The organism is Bdellovibrio sp. HCB2-146 (assembly GCF_047345725.1).
In the GTDB taxonomy this organism is placed as follows: domain Bacteria; phylum Bdellovibrionota; class Bdellovibrionia; order Bdellovibrionales; family Bdellovibrionaceae; genus Bdellovibrio.
In genome coordinates this window covers 926,756-945,721 of record NZ_JBLEQP010000002.1, presented here as the reverse complement: position 1 = coordinate 945,721, position 18,966 = coordinate 926,756, and the positions used below count along the sequence as shown (strand labels likewise).

Below are 18,966 nucleotides of genomic sequence, written 5' to 3'. Positions count from 1 at the left end.
TATGAGACCTTCTGGGAAACACCGGGAGTACGGTTTATGAAAAACATATTTGCCTATCAGTCAGTTAGAGAATTTTTAAGCGATCGTTTTCGTCACGAAAAAATCCGAGGTATGACATTGGCAACTTTCGCTGCTCAATTTGAACTGAGTGGGCCGATGTTTAAAATGATTATGAAAGGAACCCGCAACCTTTCTGTCTATAAGGCGCATGATATTGCAAGACTCTTTCAAATGACTCATGAAGAGCAAGAGTATATGGAAGCTTTATTACTTTCTGAGCAAGCTCCTGCGGCTCACCGGGGCTATTATGAAAAGCGTTTAGCGCAAATCAAAGAAACGGTGCGGGTTCAACCGCAAACCGCCAAAACAGAAACAACGGAAACCGCTTAATTGTAGCGTCCTGGTGCGATAATGCCGTTGGGATCAAGAACGGATTTGATTTTTCTGACAAGGTCCCAGTGCGGAACCGGCATTCCCGTAAAATCTTTGATTTGGTCAATATTGACTCGATAAGGATAATAGCCACGCGAACTAAAACTTTCCGTCAAAGATCTGACGCACGCGTGAGCTTGTTCAACTTCCTGCGCGTCTTCGCGATTAAAATGCACGCTGATCACCGCTTCAAGAATTTGTTCTGTGATAATATTTAAAGTCATCGCAAGTTTGACCGGATATTTCTGCGCGTGCGCATTTAAAGTATCCAAATACATTTGTGCCGAAGTCCCCGTAAGAGGAGCCAGCGGAGTGCACAGCAGAAATCCTTCTTTGCTTGTATCAACATTTCCATTTTGCATAAGAAACTGCACGCCTGCGTTTGAAGCCTGTCCATGGTGAAGGCCACGCAGTTTTTCAGCAGCTGCTAAGACAGATTTTTGTTCGGTACTGGCAAATAGAGAAATCAAGAGGGACTGCATTTTACTTTTGAAACTGTTGTTCTGAAGTGATTGAACGAAAATCCTTCCAAGTGGTTTCAATTTCTTTTTCACTTCTTGAAGTCGAACGTCAGCTAAAGCAGCAGGTCCCCCAACAGATACCGTCAAGGCCCAGTCGCCAGTGATTGCGCGACCCAAGATCTCGCGAGCTTTCTCCGCGGTCAGAGACGGATCTTTTTCTTGAAGTAGCGGAATAAATGTAGAAACAGTGCGTTCGCGATTTGCAACGTGGGGAATTCCTTGAATGGTCCCGTTGCGACGAAGTTCGGTGAGGCTATTGATCAATTCAGAGAGTCTTTCATTGTTAACAGATAAGCTAAGCGCGTAAGACTTTTCCGGCCGTAAATTGAGTTTGATCGCGCCTTGTAAAACAACACCGAAACTGGATTGGAAAAAGAGTCCGTCGAGAGAAGGACCCAGACCATACGAGTAAAGCCCCTTTAAAACCGGAGTCGGATAATCTCCAAATCCTGTGTTGAGAAGAGTGCCATTGCCGAGCAAAACCTCAAGGTGTGTGATTTGTGTCGCGCGAATGCCTTGATAAGCAATGCCTCTTTCAAGAGAGTTCCCCAAAATACTCGTGTCGGCACCGGAGCCTGTGACGTCGACATAATACTTACTTTTTCTATGCAAGAGTTCTTGGGAGAGCTGAGCTTGGGTGACGCCAGGCTCGATATGCGCAAGGCCTTGCTCCTCGTCGATTGAAATAATTTTATTTAAGGCTGATAGATCTAAAAGAACACTGTCACTTTGTGTTGGGAGCTTAGAGCCATAGCCCCAATTTTTTCCGATGGAAAAAGGGAAAAGCGCCACCTTGTGTTGATTGGCTGCTTTAACAATCACATCGACTTGTTCTTTCGTTGAAACTTTTAAAATCGCAGGTACGGTTCGCTCAAAGGATCCGACATTGTTTTTAACGTCGGCGAGCAAAGACTCATCTGCGATAATCGCGGAGAGACCTTGAGTCTTTAGTGAATTTAAAAAATCATGGGTCTTACTTTGCATACGCTGCACTTTCTTTTAAGACCGACAGGCATTCTGGATAAATCGAGTAGAGACGCTCCAAGTTTTCCTTTTGGACTTGACTGAGTTGTCCGAAAAATGCCGGCTCCCAACTCAAGATCGTTTTTAAATCTTTCGCTCGAAGTTGAGGGAGTAGAGTTTTGAGTGCGGATTTTTCAGGAATACGGAAGTGCGGTGGCGGAGGTATTCTAAAAAAATCTAAAAGGTTCAGATGTGCTGGTTTATTGCCATAAACCTTGGCGAACTCCTCAGTTGCTGTACGTAGATCAAAAGTCATCGGAATAACGGGAGCACCACGGACGAAATCGTATTCAGATTTCGAAGTTCCGGGAATGCGGTTGAATAACAAAATCGCTTCGTACAGCGGAACCATTTTGGGATTCACACCAATGACTTCAACTTCAGCCCCCAAGACATCGACATTGCAGTGATACATGAACTTCATCAGGTTATACAGAACTTCGCCCCGTTGACCTGCCGAAGCTGAATCAACCGCTAGAGCCGATACTTCGACAATTTTCTCTTTACCTGTGATAAAGCCCCCGAGTTCAAAACTTGAATCAAGCGGCACACCAAAGGATGTTCGAGGAATCACGGAAATCGTCGCAATGACGCGACCAAATTCTTTTGCCACAATCACCACTGTTTCGGGGAGGAGGTGATAGGGAGTTAAACGAACGCCACTGGCAGTTTTATCGGCATAACCTTCTTTTTCAAAATTATTTTGCAGCAAAGCCAATGCGGCGCGAAGGTCTTCAAGAGTTGAAACCACTTCGAAAGTGAGCGTTGAGTTCTTGGATGGCACATTGAGGTTTAAAGTATTTCGAATCACGCGATGAGCGAGAAAAGAAGGGAGTAAATTAAATGCTGTCGACCGCAAGTAACGTCGACTTTGTTTAAGCCAGCTTTTACCAGACATTGAAACCCCGAAAGTAAACAAAGTTTTACCATTTTTCCCGACTGGTTTTGGACAAAAGCGGGGGCGAAGAAAAAAGGAAAAAGCCCGTCTAGAACTTCTCCAGTCCGTCGAAATCCTTCAGCCGCAAGGAAGTTCATCTCAAATTGGTTCGAGTACATGGGATACATTCTAATTTGGTCGAACGAGTGTGGGATGAACCCTAAAAATTCCTGAGGCTTCCATTTGAAAATCTTCACTTTCTGCAAGAAAACCACCGAAAAGTATATAGGTATAGAGGTTTTTCTGAAGTGGTTCTTGTTTATTATCCTTCTGTATGTTCCTGTCGCTCGGGCGTATGATATCGACCGTCTTACCATTCAGCTTTATTGCAGTGATCAGCTTAAATGTTCTCCGCAACTCGCACAAAAATTTGACCTCGCTAAAATAAGCTGTGAATCTGAAGTTCAATCTTTGGGTTGTGCGGAGCTGGCAGAAAAAAATCCAGAACTCGCACCCTTGATGCGTAAGTGTGATGGCGACTCGCTCTGCCGCCAAGAACAAGATTATATGAAAATAGAGGCTGGCAGCATTACGACTAACAAAGATAAGGCTTGCCTGCGTGGATACAAAAATTCCCTCATCGACGCCGGCGTTGCTCTCAAAGACATGAGTCTGTCATTAAAAGATCTTGTTGCTGACAGTTGGGAGAAAGTAAAAACCAATAGCCAAGAACGTGCCGCGTTTTTAAAGGAATGCAATAAGTCACTTTTATGTAAGCGCGATCTAGTGAAGGATGACCATCGCTACAATAATCTTTCCGATGAAAAGCTAGAACATTACACCGCTGATTTCTTATATGTGGAAAGCCGTGATATGAAGGCTTACAAGTCATCATTGGAAAGAGTGCGGCATCCTGCTTATGTTCCGATTTCGCAAAGGCCTCAAGATGATTTGGATATGCCCGTTGAAGCTCGGTTCAAATTGTCACAGCTTGCAGCCATCGCAAAAGAAAAAATCAAAAACCAATACACCAAATACGCATGTTATCATCCGCTCGCTCGAGAAGAAATGGAGTGTTATGCCATCGGTATGGTGCTCGACCCAACCTTGGCCGTCGGGTACTTCGCAAAAGCGGGGCGAGCTGCCGTAGCAGCTCGGTCCCTGATCAGAACCGAAGAAGCAGCAGCTTATGCCAGATCTGGAGAAGCCGGTGTGCAGGCATTACGCGCGCAAAAAACGGCGCGACAAGCATTTGTGAATAGGTACATGTCCTATTCACCAACGAGTCGTCAGGAAAATATCAATTGGATCTCGGCGGCTAAAAATGGGGCTTCCCCGAAAACAGTGTTTGTTGACGTTGAAAACAGCGTGATGAAAAAATTGAACGATACTGTCCAAGACAAAAATTTGGTGACAAGTTTAACGAATTATCAAAAAGAACTCTTCTTCGATAAAATCAAAACGCTCGAACAACAGTTCCCGGGAATGAAGGTCGAACGCTATTCTGATTTCAAATCATCTCGTCTTGCTTTCTCTGGAAACCTGCCAAAAGATTTAGATAAACACCTGGAAAGAATTTTTAAAGAAACGAACGATGAGTTTGTGGCCACTCTGAAAAAAGAAAATATCATTCGCCAAGAAGACGCGGCTGGGGAATGGTTTCGCGGCGGTATAGGAAACTCAGCCGATCAATCCAATCTAGCGGCTCGTTACTCCCGCACTCAAGATAGTAACACTCTTCAATCCTTTTCAAATCCGGATCTCCAGACTCAAATGTCCGGTAAGGTGGAATCAGTTGAGCGCGATCGTATAGCTCTCCGCCATGATTTGAAAGATACATCTATTATTTCTGGCAAGACAATGCACGAAGACGCCTTTGACATCGTTCGAAAAAACTATGGCAACACAGAGAAAATGAAAAAGGAACTTAAGCAGAGATTTGGTTTACAGAGTCTACCTGATGGCACCGTCAAAAAATTGGAAAGATACGTCAAAAAAGTCGATGAGTTCTCGCCAGGGATTTGGATCGAGGCACGGGAATTTGCAACTCTTGAAGATGCTGTTCACGGAGGAATTTCGGCAGACATGATTGGTATGGGGGCTTTGAATATGAAAGCAACAGCAGAAGCTCTGTCAAAGAGTAAGCGATTGGAAAAAGTTCTTGATGAAACCAGAACGGCAGAACAGCAAGTGACCGAGGCATTTAAAGAACAGAAAAAAATGTTTGAGGACGTCGTTAATCAGAGCCTTCCACCCAGCAAAGTCCAGACCGTTTGCTCTGGAGATGATTGCGTGGTTGTCGCCCGAAGTGCTCTTACCAAGCAAGAGAAAGCAAAAATCGTGAGTAATTTGGCGAATACCCAGTACACGGGAAAATTCCGCATGGCCTTTGTTAATGAGGGCATCAAAGATGGTACGACTCGCACCATGCTCACGACTCACGGAGAAAATATCGAAAAGAATTTACGGAAATCACTATCGGGTGTGATGGAGCCAAGCAGATTAAAGGGAATCACATTTGCGGCAGATATGAACACAAAGGAACTTGGGCGCGGGCCTGTGGACTTGCTTGTTGGAACTGCCAATTCGATTCGATTAAGCAAAAACGAAAAGAAGCTTATCCAAGAGTATTTCAGAAAAGCTTTGCAAAATCTCAACGCGGATTTGGGGAGCAAAGGCCCGAAAGGCGCCTATACGCCTCTCCAAGAGGGCGGCTGGTAAGATTGATTACTGGCAGATTTTTTCTAGATTTTCGCGGAACTCAGTTGGTTTTTTAAGGATTTTGATTTGGTCGAAGACCTCTTTGGCTTCGGCATTTTTCAAAGACAAAGCTTTCAGCCACTGTTTTGTACGGGAGACTGCGAAGTAGTCGTTGATGTACATAGTGCTGGCTTCAAAGAATTTTGGCAGCAATGGCTTCGCACGCAGCCAATTCATTTCTTCGACGGTTTCTTGCTGAAGGCTCTGTTTGATCTGTTTAAAAATAAACGGATTACTCAGGACACCTCGGCCGACCATGTAGTCTTCGCATTGAGTGACTTCCACACAGCGATGAAAATCAGCAACATTCCAGATTTCGCCATTGGCGATGATTTTCATGCCGACGGTTTCTTTAATGCGAGGGATCCATTCCCAATATGCTGGTGGTTTGTAGCCATCAGTTTTTGTACGACAATGGATTGTCAGCCAAGTCGCATTGGCTGCCTGAACGGCCTCTGCGATTTCAATACAGCGGGTAGGGTCATCAAAACCCAAACGGATTTTTGCAGTGACTGGTATGTGCGCAGGGACTGCTTTACGAACCGTATCCACAATGGTGTGAACACGATCGCAAGATTTTAAAATAGCAGCGCCACCGTCGTGACGATTCACGGTTTTAGCAGGGCAGCCGAAATTTAAATCCACACCCAAGGCGCCCAGTTTCACCGCACGTTGAGCATTTAAGGCCAAAGGTTCGGCTTGGCCACCGAGTAACTGAACAAATACCGGAGTTCCAGCACGCGTGCGCGATCCAGTTTTAAGCTCTGGACAATTTTTATAGAAAACACTTTCGGGATGAAGCTTGTCTGTCACGCGTAAGAACTCGGTCACACATTGGTCAATGCCACCGATCTGTGTGAGAGTATCTCTCATCACCCAATCAACAACACCTTCCATCGGAGCCAAGAACAGTTTCATGCGACTAGAGCCCACCCAATTTTTTTACGATATCAAAATGCTTTTTATCGACAGGTTGAACTGACAAGCGAGAACCTTTTTGCAAAACAAGCATATCGCTAACACCTTTAGCCTCACGCAAATCAGCCAGGCTAATAAAGTGTTTAAAAGTATCTACGTATTCAACTTCGACACAGAACCAGATTGGTTTTTCTTTTGTGGCTTTTGGGTCAAAATATTCTGATTTTTTATCGAATTGGGCTTTGTCAGGAGCTGCTGCATGACTCACGCGAGCAAGTCCGGCAACACCAGATGGTTCGGCATTTGAGTGATAGAACAAAACAAGGTCGCCGACCTGCATGTCTTTCATCATAAAGTTACGAGCTTGGTAGTTGCGCACACCTTCCCACCAAGTTGTTTTATCTTTTTTAAGTTGGTCCAAAGAAAAAACGTCAGGCTCTGATTTCATCAACCAATATTTCATTTTTTCGCCTCTTTCACTTTGCCGGATTTAAAGAACCATTCGCCAGCCTGTTTGCGGAAGGTGCTGACTTCGTGATGAACGTATTCTTCGTCATCAACGGAATAGAAAGCTTTAAATTCAACGGTGCCCTTAGTTCCATTTTCTGACGCATTTAAAATTTCTAGGCGCAGGAATTTGGCGCGATCGGCCCATTCTTGGTTGGCCTCTTCGTCGATTTTATCGAGAGTTTGAGGGTCTGTTGTTTCGCGCAAGTACTCCATTTGATTTTTCGCAAATGCTGAGTAGCGTGAGCGCATCAAAGCTTCAGCGGTTGGCGCTGATGCCTTTCCTGAGTGATAAAGGCCGCAACAAAGTTCGTAAGATTGGTTCGATCCGCAAGGGCATTTCATAGGGAACCAGTTGTAAGGGAAAGAGGTCTAATTTGCAACGCAGAGTGTGATGGATAATGCGTCGTGCATCCCTCGGGTTTTGGCCTTAAACTGATGGGTGAGGTGAGTATGGAAAAATGGGCATTAGTAACGGGGGCGACCTCTGGAATTGGTTGGGCGACCTGTGAATCGCTGGCAAAACAAGGCTATTCGATTTTAGCGACAGGCCGTCGCCCCGAACGATTGGATCAACTTAAAAAACATCTCACAAAAACTGCTCCGACGGTGCAATTTCAAGGTGCCACGTTTGACGTTTCGGACCGTTTTGAAGTCAGTGAGTTCATCAAAGAACAAAAAAGTCGCCTCGAAAAAGTGGAAGTTCTTGTAAACAATGCAGGGCTTGCCAAGGGTATTGAAAAAATGCAAGACGCCAATCTGGATGATTGGGAGGTCATGATTGATACGAACATCAAAGGTTTGTTGTTCATGACTCGCGCTTTGTTGCCTCTCATGTTGCAAAGAAATTCAGGTCACATCGTGAATCTTGGGTCCGTAGCGGGGCGTTGGACTTATCCAGGTGGAGGAGTTTATTGCGCTAGCAAATTTGCGGTGCGTGCTTTGTCAGAAGGCCTGCGCATGGATTTGTTGGGCAGTAAGATTCGTGTGACAAATATTGAGCCGGGCATGGTCAATACGGAATTTTCACTCGTGCGTTTAGAAGACAAACAAAAGGCTGACAAAGTTTACGAAGGTATGACCCCGCTTGAAGCGAAAGATATCGCTGAAACAATTGCGTGGTGCGTGTCGCGTCCAGCTCACGTGAATATTCAAGAACTTGTTATTTATCCAACTGATCAAGCCCACGTAGGCCAAGTGGCACGAAAAGGATAAGCTTCCAATCTGAGGAGGACAGCTATGAGTTTCCGTATCGAAAAAGACACCATGGGTGAGGTGCAAGTTCCAGCCGATAAGTTCTGGGGCGCACAGACGCAAAGATCCACACAAAATTTTCGTATCGGTGGTGATCGTTTTCCACGCGAGATGATTCGCGCTTTGGGAATTCTTAAAAAGTGCGCGGCTCTGACGAACAATCAACTGGGGCTTTTAGATGCGCAAAAAACCAAAGTGATTGTGCAAGCAGCCGACGAAGTGATTGCAGGAAAACTGGATGCGCATTTTCCTCTCGTGGTGTGGCAGACGGGGTCGGGAACTCAAACGAACATGAATGCCAACGAAGTCATCGCGAACCGTGCGATGGATATTATGGGCATTAAACTTCCGAGTAAAGAAATTCATCCCAATGATGATGTGAACAAAGGACAATCGTCGAACGATACTTTTCCGACAGCGATGCATATTGCAGTGGCCGAACAAATTCATCACCGCTTGATTCCGATGATGGAAAAACTCCACGCGGCTTTGGTTCATAAGCAGCGCGAATTCAAAGACATCGTTAAAATTGGGCGCACGCATTTGATGGACGCAACGCCACTCACGCTCGGCCAAGAATTCTCTGGCTATTCCACGCAAATGAAACATGCAATTCAAAGAGTGAAAAATACCCTGGGGCATTTGCACGAATTGGCGTTGGGAGGAACGGCTGTCGGAACCGGACTCAACACGCACAAAAATTTTGCCGTGGATGCGGCGAAAGCAATAGCCCTTGAAACACGCATTCCGTTTGTCTCTGCTGAAAATAAATTTGAAGCTCTAGCCACTCATGATGCTTTGGTTGAAGTCAGTGGCGCACTCAACTCAGTTGCGGTGTCTTTGATGAAGATTGCGAACGATATCCGCTTGCTGGGTTCTGGACCTCGCAGTGGTTTTGGCGAGCTTCATTTGCCCGAAAATGAGCCTGGCAGTTCGATTATGCCTGGAAAAGTAAATCCGACTCAGAGTGAGGCTATGACTATGGTCTGTGCCCAGGTCATGGGAAATAACGTTGCGGTCAGTATCGGGGGCTCAAACGGGCACTTTGAGTTGAACGTTTTTAAACCACTTATTGTTTTTAATGTGCTCAATTCGGTTCGTTTGCTAGCCGATGCCTGCGAATCCTTCACTGATCACTGTGTGGTGGGCATTGAGGCGCGAAAAGATCAAATCAAAAAGCATCTGGATCACTCTTTGATGCTCGTAACAGCGCTGAATCCTCATATTGGCTATGATAATGCCGCTAAAATCGCCAAAACTGCCCATAAAAACGGCACAACACTGCGCGAAGAAGCTATCAATCTTGGACTCCTTTCTGGCGAAGAATTTGATAGAATCGTAAGACCGGAAACAATGGTAGGAAACTAGGAGCCCTGATGAACCCACTTTTGAGCAAAGCGACCTGGATGGAGAGCGATGATATTCGCCCTTACGTCTTCGTGCGAGAAGAAAATCAAATCGCACAACCAGGATCCGCACATCGCTTAGATTGGTTTCAAAAACATCAACCTATTTTCAAAGATCCTCTCGATATTCGTGAAATTGCCTTTGCCGATCGTATTTATTCCCTGGAAGAACGAGCTTTCGGTCCATCGAACATGGCAATGCCTCGTTGGGTTTTCTATGATTGCGCTGTGATGCCAGGGTTTGTTGCCGGTTTTGCCGCTCGTCCGTCAGCTTTAAGCAAAGAAGCTCGTGCGGCTTTGGACCCAGTGAAATTTCCAGCAACAAATTCACCAATTAAAACTTCTAGCGTTCTAAAAGAGGTCAAATCTCTTGATGAAATGGACTGGGTTCCGTTGTCGCTCTTTATTATCATTCCAACGATGCATCGTGGGGAGTGGGTGGCGCACAATTTATGCTCTATCAATTCACTTTTGCCGAAAGAACAGCAGTTTTACGGTCTGGGATTTTTGTCGAAGGCTTTTGGTCTATGGTATGCTAACGTAGAACAGTGTTCTGGTATGACCCAATGGGGGAGCCCGGCATTGAAGCTTCATTCGCATTATGGCCACTTAGAGGTCATTGGAGCTTATGCCCCGGTGCACTCTCATGCAAAGACAGTGACTTATCGCGTACAAGTGAATACACATTGTTGGGAGAAGTTTTTCAATAAGGAGCCGGATCTGGCTTTTCTAGAGAATTATGGTCCCACAGGTTCCTTCATCGATCCGAAAAGTGAAGAAAGCATGTTGAGCTTTCAACATCGAATCGAAAAACAAGAAGGTCCGTTTTTCTTGAGCGCGGGTGAAATCGCGCAAAAGAATTTAGATGAAAAGCTAATGATTTATAATTTGAAACAACAATACTAGAGAAGATAGGAAGAGAATATGTCTTTAAATGCCCTGCCACCAGTTGCGAAATCCTTTTTTGCTTTCTGCAAAAAATGTGATGCCGATCGCTATCACGTTGTTTTGGCTCACACGAGCTCAACTTCTGCAAAAATCAAATGTGAAATTTGCGGTTCGCAAAAGACTTACTCTCTTCCAAAAGCTCAAACTCGCACTGGCAAGCCTTTGACGGGTGCTGCGAAAGCAAAACGCGAGCAAACATTGAGCGCACGTAAATCCAGCCACCGCAATGAGTACGACATGTTGATGTCAAACGAAGGCGCACAAACTGTGACTTACAATATGAAAAACAAATTCGAGAAAAACCAAAAGTTGCAACATCCAAAATTTGGTTTGGGTTTCATTAAAGACGCGGCTTCCGACAAAATCGAAGTTGTGTTTGAAGACGAAGTTCGCACTCTTGTTCACAATCGCTAGTTGTTAATTGGCCACTCACCTGGGGTGGCTTGAATCCGTGCAAGGGTGATTTGATAAATGGATTGGTATAAAGGGTTAAATCCCGAACAGCAAAAGGCCGTGAAGCATAGCTTCGGGCCTTTGCTCATTTTAGCAGGTGCGGGTTCTGGCAAGACGACGGTTCTTGTTTCACGCACAGGACGTTTAATTTCAGAACGCGTTGCTCGCGCTCAGGAAATCTGCGTTCTTACTTTTACCAATAAAGCTGCGCGCGAACTCAAACACCGCGTGGGCGTAAAGCTCGGAAATGCGGGGCAGGGACTCTGGGCAGGGACCTTCCACTCTTTCGGCTTACAAATCCTCCGTCGTTTCCATAAAGCGGCTGGCTTGTCACCGTACTTTGGAATCGTCGATCAAAGTGACTGTAATGCGATTCTTAAAGACCTTATCAAAGACATTAAAAACTCCGGCAAAGACAAATTCGACCTCGATAAAATTTTGTCCATGATCAACGACAAACGTACGGGCCTGGCTCATGCGAATGAAGCTTTTGATGAATATCATGAGATGGTTGAAATTCTGACACCGAAGTTTTCAAAACGCCTGGAACATCTGGGCGTTGTGGATTTCGAAGGCTTGTTAATTAAGCCGTTAATCTTATTTAAAGAAAATCCTGAGATTCTAGAGAAAGTCCAAGGCATGTTTACGCAAGTCATGGTCGATGAGTTTCAAGATACGAACCGCATGCAGATGGATTTGATTCATCAAATCGTCAAAGGCCATAACAACCTGACGGTTGTAGGTGACGATGATCAGTCTATTTACGGCTGGCGTGGCGCGGAAGTTAAAAATATTCTGAACTTCCCGAAAGAATTTAAAAACTGCGAAGTAATCAAGCTTGAGCGTAACTATCGTTCTTCGGCTGAAATCTTGGCGGTTGCCAATGCGGCGATTTCTAAAAATAAAAACCGTCATGGTAAAATCCTGCGTGCAGAAGCCGCCCAGGCCACAGGCGAATTGCCTGAGTTGTTTATCCTGGATCGTGAGGAAGACGAGTGTGAATTCGTCGTTCAAGAGATCAATCATTTCCAACGCCAGGGGCATAAGCTTAAAGACTTTGCGATCTTGTATCGTTCGAACACTCAAGGTGGCTTGATCGAGTCTTCTTTGCGTCGCGCGAATATCGCCTACAACATTTCGGGTGGTACTTCGATCTTTGACCGCCGCGAGATCAAGGACCTGATGGCTTACTTAAAACAAGCCTTGGCTCCGAATGAGGTTTCACTTCGTCGTATCATCAATGTTCCGTCTCGCGGCATCGGTGACACAACAATTGAAAAATTATCTGAATTTGCAATTAGCAAGCGTATCAACTTCATGGACGCGTGTCGTTTGTGGAGAGATGCCGGTGTTCAAGAAAAAGCCGGGGAGTCGATTGATAATCTGATGAAGTTTATCGAAGAACTGCCAAATAAGATTCTCGATTTCAGTGTTGGCTCAACCCCGGGCGCGAAGATGGTCGAAATCTTTAGCGACATTGGCTACCGCGAATTCGTATTTGCTTCAGCTGCGGATCCAACAAGTGCTGAGAAAAAATGGCAAGTGGTTGAGATTTTGGGTCGTATCCTCGATTCATTCTTAGGTCGTCGTGCTTATGATGTTGAAAGTATCAAATCGTTCGTAGATGCCATGCTTTTGCGTGACGATATGAACGAGGACAAAGAAGACAAAGACCAAGTACAGTTGATGACCTTGCATGCTTCAAAAGGCTTAGAGTTCCCAATTGTGATTCTAGCAGGCCTTGAAGAGGACTTACTCCCTCATAAAAACCTAGGCTCCGACATCGACGAAGAACGCCGTTTATTCTATGTAGGTGTCACGCGCGCGAAGAAAAAACTCGTCATGTCCCGCTGCCAACAGCGCAAAAAAAACGGCGTCGTAAGACCCGTAACACCATCACGCTTCCTGCTAGAGATCCCAAAAGAACTCTACAAAGAATTCCCATTGGGCGCCCGCCCAGTCAGCGGCCAAGAACGCGATGACTTAGTAGCGAGTTTCTTGTCGAAGTTAGACAGCAAGATTACTAAGTAGATTTTAGAGTCTTGCTTTCGGTTTTTTTAATCCGCTTTAGTTCAGATCAAATAAACTCCTCCGTGAACAGCTTGCAAGCTCAACCGCTCTGCCAAGAAACGTGATGTCATGTTTTTTGATTAATCTCCCAGTAGAGGCACTCCGCAACAGTAAGCATTGATCCCCGATCTAATTAGTTAAAATCGAATCCAAATACATTCCTCTGATGCTCAGGAAGAGCATCAGAAAGGCCACTCAAGGACGGTTCAACTTCATTTATCAGAGAGCAGCAGGACATGTTCAGATTTCGCGCTAACAAGAAACAGCACGTCAATTCTGGCGAATCAAACCAATCAATCAATCAATCAATCTTCCTATTCAATCCTACTCGTTCTGCCTCAAGTAAGTTATGCGTACGACAAAGAACTCTTAGGTTTTCAACCTCATTCCCACCACCAAAAGCCACAGGAGTACGATGATCAATCTGAAGTTGATAAGTACTATCGCATCTGACTTGAGTCTTTGGATTCACAAACTGACAGCAATTGTCTGCCTTCTTCAAAAGAGCTCGCTTAACAGTGATGCGAATCCCTTCGCGTTTTCGCTTAGCCAAGAAACGCGGTGTCGAAGGCTTTGCTTCAAGTTTGGTAGGGGTTTTCTTTTCTGTGGTCGCAGACTCTTTTCCCATGATTCTTTGAAGTTCTTTTTTTGCAAGATAAGTGAATAGATCCGAAAGATTTCCATCGGGCATTACATGAGAAAGTAGATCTTTAACCTGATGAATAACTTGGTGTTGTTCCTCTGTAAATGACATTTCTGCGCGGATCGAATTGTCTCGCTGAGGTTTAATTACTTCGTGCATTTGAATAGGTTGATTGAATTCTACAGCCAAAACCTTTTTAGTTTCAAAGGTCGATTTGTTTTCTACTTGTTCCAGAATCTGAATTGTTTGTTCAGACGTAACATATCCTCCAGATTTGGCTTCTTCCCGAATGCATTTTTGAACTTGAGTTAGCTGGGTCAAATTCAAAGAGCCATCTTCAAGTTTTTCTGCAACTTGAGGAACTTGTTTGAGAAGGCGGGCAGCGTTCAGTCTGCGATATGCACTGTCTTCGCTATAGCCAAGATCCTTAGTTAGATATTTAAACATCGAGTTACGGCCTGCTTTTGCATAGAGTCTGCGAGATTCGACTTCATTTATATGCAGGAGAATCAGATGCGTAATTTTTCGTTCTGCACGAGCTAATTTTTGAAGACGTCCAACCAATTCAACATTTGAAAGTTTAGAAAGATCCATCTGATATCTCCTTTGTTAAAAAGGTTCTACCATAGGTTTTAGATGCTAATTTTTAGGTATTTTCTAAATGATCGACCTTCTGGAGATGAGTCGATAGCTTAAGGCTTAACCATTCTATTGCGCTCGCGGAGAGACGATAATTTTACGTATGCGAGGGGGTCCATAAACTTATTCTGCACGAGGTAGACGAAGTTCTGAAGATACAAAAATACCGTCAAGAAATTCTTGTGTTACAAATTATTGAATGACGTCGTGCTTCTTGGTAGCGCGGTTTATTCACGCGCTTTCTCCCCAGAGACTTTCTCCTTTTCCCATCCTTCCTGGCGCAGGAATTCTCTGAAGGCTTCATCGTTTAGCGACAGGGGTGGGATATAGGAATACATTCGTCTTCGGTTCCACCAGCCTTTTTCGCCGGGTTTAGTATAATTGTACATGTAGAGCTCAGCGCGTACGTAGCGGGGGCGTTTGCCGTCGAAGGGATCGTAGCGGATTAAACCTAAAAACTGCGAGTCGGCCTTAAGCATCTTTGCAATGATATTTAAAACCCAGGTGTTATAGCGATAATCTGACATCGCTGCGAACCACAATTGCCAATCTAACTTGTAGTGATAAGGTGTGACCTGCGGCGATCTCCTCATGGGATCGCCGACTTTGCCCTTGAATTCATATTCAAGCCAACGAGTCTGTGGAGTGACTTCTGCATCCATTGTGCCTTGAAAAATAATTTCAGGACGATTGCGTGTGACGGAGCCAAATGCGCCGTAAGTATTTACCAGATGAAACCGATCAAAGCTGCGATTCATGGCTTGCTGTCTTGAGAATAGATTTAAAAAGGGGTAATAGCTGCGATAAAGCAGAAACCCAAAGAACGCCGCTGAAACGACAAACCACGACAAAGAAGGCGCCTCGGGAGCAGGCAAACGATCAAAACCGATGGAACTCAAAAACGTATCATTAAAGCACGGTATGCAAAGAACCAAAGTAATCGCATTCAACCAGCTGAAATTGCCGCCAGCCATAATTAATAGTTGAAACCCAATAGTCGCAAGTCCCGCGACAACTCCTAAAGGCCCTGGCACGAAATAAAAGAACACCACAAACAATTCAACAAAGTGATTAATGAAAACAGACAAACGATGAAACCACTTCGGCAAGTGATGAAAGAAACGACTCGTGGGACCCGGCATTGGTTGTGACTCATAATGATAGTACATACATGTGTAGTCTCTCCAACAGCTGTCACCACGGATCTTAATTAAACCCGCACCAAACATCAGACGAAACAGCAGCCAACGATAGAACCAAATCAAAGGTAAAAACGCGGGACTAGAATTATCACCTAAAAAGATCGCGATAAATCCTGACTCTAATAAAAGACTCTCCCAGCCAAACCCGTAGAACTCTTGGCCAATATTGACGATGGATAAATAGAGCATCCACAAAAGTGTCCAACAAAAGATTGACACCCCCAATCCCAACCCCTGTGAGAATCCTGACAGTGCGAACAGTGAGAGAGTGATTCCGAGACAGCAAGCACCTCGCAACAACCCATCGCTGTATCGATAATGAAACAAACTGGGTGAATGCCAAAAAGGAACACGCTTTAAATATTGTGGTGCGGGTAAGAGTCCATTGTCTCCAATCAAGGCAGGTCCTTGCATCAGAGCGATCGTAAATCCAATTAAATAGATAAAGGCGAGAGCCTGTTGGAAAATGAGACGTGTGAGAGCGTATTCAGATGAGAAAAGCAGTTCCCATGTCATTGTTTTAGTATGTCGTATTAATTGTAGATTGCCGTCTTGTTTTTTCTCACATGAAAACGAATTGGCGGGTTGTCCTTCGACTAGGCAGTAGTCACTGTTTAGATCATACACTCCCTTTAGCACTTAAAATTGATTATGAGTTGGCCTTAGAAATGCATTAGGGAATATGCGGGGAGCATAAGAAAAGGGGGAATTCATGATCGGGTCTACATCTTTCAAAATGTCGTTAGGCCTACTGGTTCTTGTCTTGGGCACAGCTTGTTCTGAAGTGCAATTTAGCGACGCAAGTAAAGCAGCAGGAGTAGGTACTTCTGGTACAGACGGTAACAACCCAGGCACAGATCCACGCGATCCTGGTAATGACCCTGGTACTGATGGTTCTGATCCACGTAATCCTGGTGATGATCCAACTGGTTTGTTCAATAAATATCAACAGTCAGTTGATATTGCGAAAAACCAAGTCGACTTCCTTCTTGTGATCGACGATTCCAGCTCTATGTTGGAAGACCAAAAGAAACTCGCTGCAAGACTTGGTGGTTTCGCTGACAGACTCAGCCAACTTCAAGTTGACTGGCAAATGTGTGTGACTGTCACGCGCGACCAAAAGGTGGGTTCTACTTCTCAAGATTACTATTGGGGATATCCAATTGATTGGTCTAACAATACAGGTGCTTCTCAGCATTTATTGAAAAAGAGCCAAAATCTTTCATCAATGCAAATCGATACTATCGTGAAAGCTACAATCGACAAAATCGGTGCTGGTGCGCCAGAGTCGGGTGACGAGCGCGGTATCTTGGCTGCTTACGCCTCAATGGTTGGTGGCAAAATCGCAAATACTCCATTCAAAGGTCACGTAAAATCGAAAGATTGTTATCGTGCAGGTGCTGCGATCTCTGTGATCGTTATCTCTGACGAAGATGAATCAAGTATCGCTGGTATCAAATCTCGCTTGAAATCTCCAGAGACGGAAGCGACTTCTTTGAGACAGCTTTACTATGCTGATGAGCCAGAACAATTGGTCATGGTAGCGAAAAGCACTTTCGGTAACGGCATCCGCTTCTCTTTCAACTCGATCATCGTCAACGATGCTCAGTGTGAGGCCGCGCAAGATGCAGTAGGTACGCCAAGCCATATCGGTACTTACTATCAGAAAGCTTCAAGACTTACTAACGGTGGCTTGATCTCGATTTGTGAAAACGACTACTCATCTGGTCTTGAGTTGTTCGCAAACTTGATCATCAACTACCAAAAAGAATTCACTCTGAAGTGTGAACCAATCGCGGCTTCCTTCAAAGTGAAAGTGACAAGTCCACAAGGTGCTGACATCACATCGACTGTAAGCTACGTGCTTAACGGTGCGACGATCGCCTTCAACAAAGACTTGATCCAAGGTACAAAACTCGATTTCGAATACTACTGTAAGTAAGATACGAGACGCGAATTCGGTACGGTCGGGGAACGTTAGAATACAAAGTTAATTAACTTCCTGGGGGAAGAATGAAACTAGCAAAGTTAAGCTACTACCTCTTTGCATCTGTAATTCTGATGTTCGCCTACCAAAACTGCTCGCGCCCACACTTCAGTGTGGACTCAGCTCTGAAAGCTGAAGTTGAAAATACTCCAGTATTCGGTCGCGATCCAGGAGAAGATCCTTCTGGTGGCGGGAGAGATCCTGGTGAGGACCCAACATCCGGTGGACCTCGTGATCCTGGAGTTGATCCTAACAGCACAACAGTGACTTTCACTTATGTGTGCTCAGACCGCGGAACTGGAAATGCAAATACAAATATCCTCTCTACAGAAGCATTGAAACTTGTTGTAGAGAACGCTCAAGGTAATGTGGTTTGTGAAATGCAGGGAGATTATCGCACAGATGTGCTAAACAAAAAATCTCTCACTTTGAAACAGGTGTGCGGATCACTGCCTGCCGGACAGTACCGTGCATATCTTGTTGATACGAAACGCAGTGATTATGTGGCGGCGAATTTGATTTACGCTCAGAATAATGTAAGCGACCCGGTTCCGTTGAAGTTCAGCGTGGATTCAACTGGAAACATTGCTTTGGGCGGCAAGTCGCAAGAACAAAGCAAATATAAGAAAGCGAAGTCGTCTAAATATTCCACTCCGAAGTATGCGCTTCTTTACGATGCGAATACAAAAGGTGTGAATAAAGGATTGGCTTTTGATCCGGAAGATCCATGTGATGACCGTCAGTCTCCACTGATTGTTCACTTGGGTGCGAAGGTTGCGAAGGGTATTGAGTTGTCAGCACCTCTAGATGGCGTTCAATTCGACATCTTAGGTGAGCGCTCATTCCCAGTTGCACATACGAAGAAGCAGATTTCTTGGTTTAAAAATGAAGAGCACGATTACTACTTCATTGTTAAGCCAAATAGAAATGGTGAAGTGTTAGGTATTAATGAAATGTTCGGGAATAACACTCGTGGTCCCGATGGCAGATATGCAAAGCACGGTTATGCCGCTCTTGCAAAATATGACATCGATGAAGACGGTTATATCTCGAATCACGATCCCGTTTACAGCGAACTTCGCTTGTGGAGGGATGGAAACTTGGACGGTATTGCGCAAGCTTCGGAGCTTTACGGTTTAGATGAAAAGCAAATCGAATTGATCGACTTGCACTTCAGCAACCGCTTTAAAGAAACCGACGTTTACGGCAACAAGACTCTCATGAAATCCGTTGTGAAAACGACTGATGGTGAGCTGCACTTGATGTTCGACTTGTGGTTCCGTTACTTGAATATCAGCAATTAGTTAGTTTTTTTGGGGTTCATGT

At 44.8% G+C, this 18,966-nt stretch carries 16 protein-coding genes; 9 read left to right on the top strand and 7 right to left on the bottom strand.

Annotated elements, in window-relative coordinates; translation table 11 throughout:
- Positions 1-36: 36 nt before the first annotated feature.
- A complete protein-coding gene (locus tag ACLWOR_RS15475) occupies positions 37-390 on the top strand; it encodes a hypothetical protein (protein WP_413941681.1) in 354 nt (117 codons plus the stop codon).
- Here ACLWOR_RS15475 and ACLWOR_RS15470 read toward each other — a convergent pair.
- Positions 387-1,937 (bottom strand): FAD-binding oxidoreductase, encoded by a 1,551-nt coding sequence (locus ACLWOR_RS15470; protein WP_413941680.1) that lies wholly within the window; start codon positions 1,935-1,937, stop codon positions 387-389. The two genes, ACLWOR_RS15475 and ACLWOR_RS15470, sit on opposite strands and share 4 nt — an antisense overlap.
- Positions 1,927-2,874, bottom strand: coding sequence for an N-acyl amino acid synthase FeeM domain-containing protein (locus ACLWOR_RS15465; RefSeq protein WP_413941679.1), 948 nt, complete (start codon positions 2,872-2,874; stop codon positions 1,927-1,929). The genes ACLWOR_RS15470 and ACLWOR_RS15465 overlap by 11 nt, the downstream gene beginning before the upstream one ends.
- A gap of 294 nt (positions 2,875-3,168) precedes the next feature.
- Here ACLWOR_RS15465 and ACLWOR_RS15460 point away from each other — a divergent pair, with 294 nt between their 5' ends.
- Entirely contained in the window at positions 3,169-5,574 is a 2,406-nt protein-coding gene (locus ACLWOR_RS15460; protein ID WP_413941678.1) for a hypothetical protein, read from the top strand.
- Positions 5,575-5,580: 6 nt separating this feature from the next.
- On the opposite strand, the gene ACLWOR_RS15455 is transcribed toward ACLWOR_RS15460, so the two are convergent.
- The 3 genes from ACLWOR_RS15455 to ACLWOR_RS15445 are packed head-to-tail and all read right to left on the bottom strand — an operon-like array spanning position 5,581 to position 7,383.
- Entirely contained in the window at positions 5,581-6,531 is a 951-nt protein-coding gene (locus ACLWOR_RS15455; protein ID WP_413941677.1) for a tRNA dihydrouridine synthase, read from the bottom strand.
- A gap of 4 nt (positions 6,532-6,535) precedes the next feature.
- Positions 6,536-6,994, bottom strand: coding sequence for an EVE domain-containing protein (locus ACLWOR_RS15450; protein WP_413941676.1), 459 nt, complete (start codon positions 6,992-6,994; stop codon positions 6,536-6,538).
- Complete coding sequence (locus tag ACLWOR_RS15445; protein WP_413941675.1) at positions 6,991-7,383, bottom strand: YchJ family protein; 393 nt, start codon at positions 7,381-7,383, stop codon at positions 6,991-6,993. The genes ACLWOR_RS15450 and ACLWOR_RS15445 overlap by 4 nt, the downstream gene beginning before the upstream one ends.
- Positions 7,384-7,491: 108 nt before the next feature.
- Between ACLWOR_RS15445 and ACLWOR_RS15440 the strand changes: the two genes are divergently transcribed.
- From ACLWOR_RS15440 to ACLWOR_RS15420, 5 genes are read left to right on the top strand one after another with little or no spacing between them, the layout of a single operon-like run.
- On the top strand, positions 7,492-8,253 hold the full coding sequence (locus ACLWOR_RS15440) for an SDR family NAD(P)-dependent oxidoreductase (RefSeq protein WP_413941674.1): 762 nt from the start codon (positions 7,492-7,494) through the stop codon (positions 8,251-8,253).
- Positions 8,254-8,277: 24 nt separating this feature from the next.
- A complete protein-coding gene (fumC, locus tag ACLWOR_RS15435; protein WP_413941673.1) occupies positions 8,278-9,660 on the top strand; it encodes a class II fumarate hydratase in 1,383 nt (460 codons plus the stop codon).
- Positions 9,661-9,668: 8 nt separating this feature from the next.
- Complete coding sequence (locus ACLWOR_RS15430) at positions 9,669-10,604, top strand: hypothetical protein (protein WP_413941672.1); 936 nt, start codon at positions 9,669-9,671, stop codon at positions 10,602-10,604.
- Between the two features lie 18 nt (positions 10,605-10,622).
- Complete coding sequence (locus ACLWOR_RS15425) at positions 10,623-11,060, top strand: hypothetical protein (protein WP_413941671.1); 438 nt, start codon at positions 10,623-10,625, stop codon at positions 11,058-11,060.
- A gap of 57 nt (positions 11,061-11,117) precedes the next feature.
- Positions 11,118-13,130, top strand: a complete 2,013-nt coding sequence (locus tag ACLWOR_RS15420) for an ATP-dependent helicase (protein WP_413941670.1) — start codon at positions 11,118-11,120, stop codon at positions 13,128-13,130.
- 340 nt (positions 13,131-13,470) lie between these two features.
- Here the strand turns inward: ACLWOR_RS15420 and ACLWOR_RS15415 are convergent, their stop codons facing one another.
- The gene (locus ACLWOR_RS15415; protein ID WP_413941669.1) at positions 13,471-14,406 is read right to left on the bottom strand and encodes an HNH endonuclease; all 936 of its coding nucleotides are present in this window, start codon (positions 14,404-14,406) and stop codon (positions 13,471-13,473) included.
- Positions 14,407-14,678: 272 nt separating this feature from the next.
- Positions 14,679-15,872 carry a lipase maturation factor family protein gene (locus ACLWOR_RS15410; protein WP_413941668.1) on the bottom strand — a complete coding sequence of 398 codons (1,194 nt, stop codon included), beginning with the start codon at positions 15,870-15,872 and terminating at the stop codon, positions 14,679-14,681.
- 493 nt (positions 15,873-16,365) lie between these two features.
- Between ACLWOR_RS15410 and ACLWOR_RS15405 the strand changes: the two genes are divergently transcribed.
- Positions 16,366-17,595 (top strand): hypothetical protein, encoded by a 1,230-nt coding sequence (locus tag ACLWOR_RS15405; RefSeq protein ID WP_413941667.1) that lies wholly within the window; start codon positions 16,366-16,368, stop codon positions 17,593-17,595.
- A gap of 71 nt (positions 17,596-17,666) precedes the next feature.
- A complete protein-coding gene (locus tag ACLWOR_RS15400; RefSeq protein WP_413941666.1) occupies positions 17,667-18,944 on the top strand; it encodes a hypothetical protein in 1,278 nt (425 codons plus the stop codon).
- The last annotated feature ends 22 nt before the right edge of the window (positions 18,945-18,966 follow it).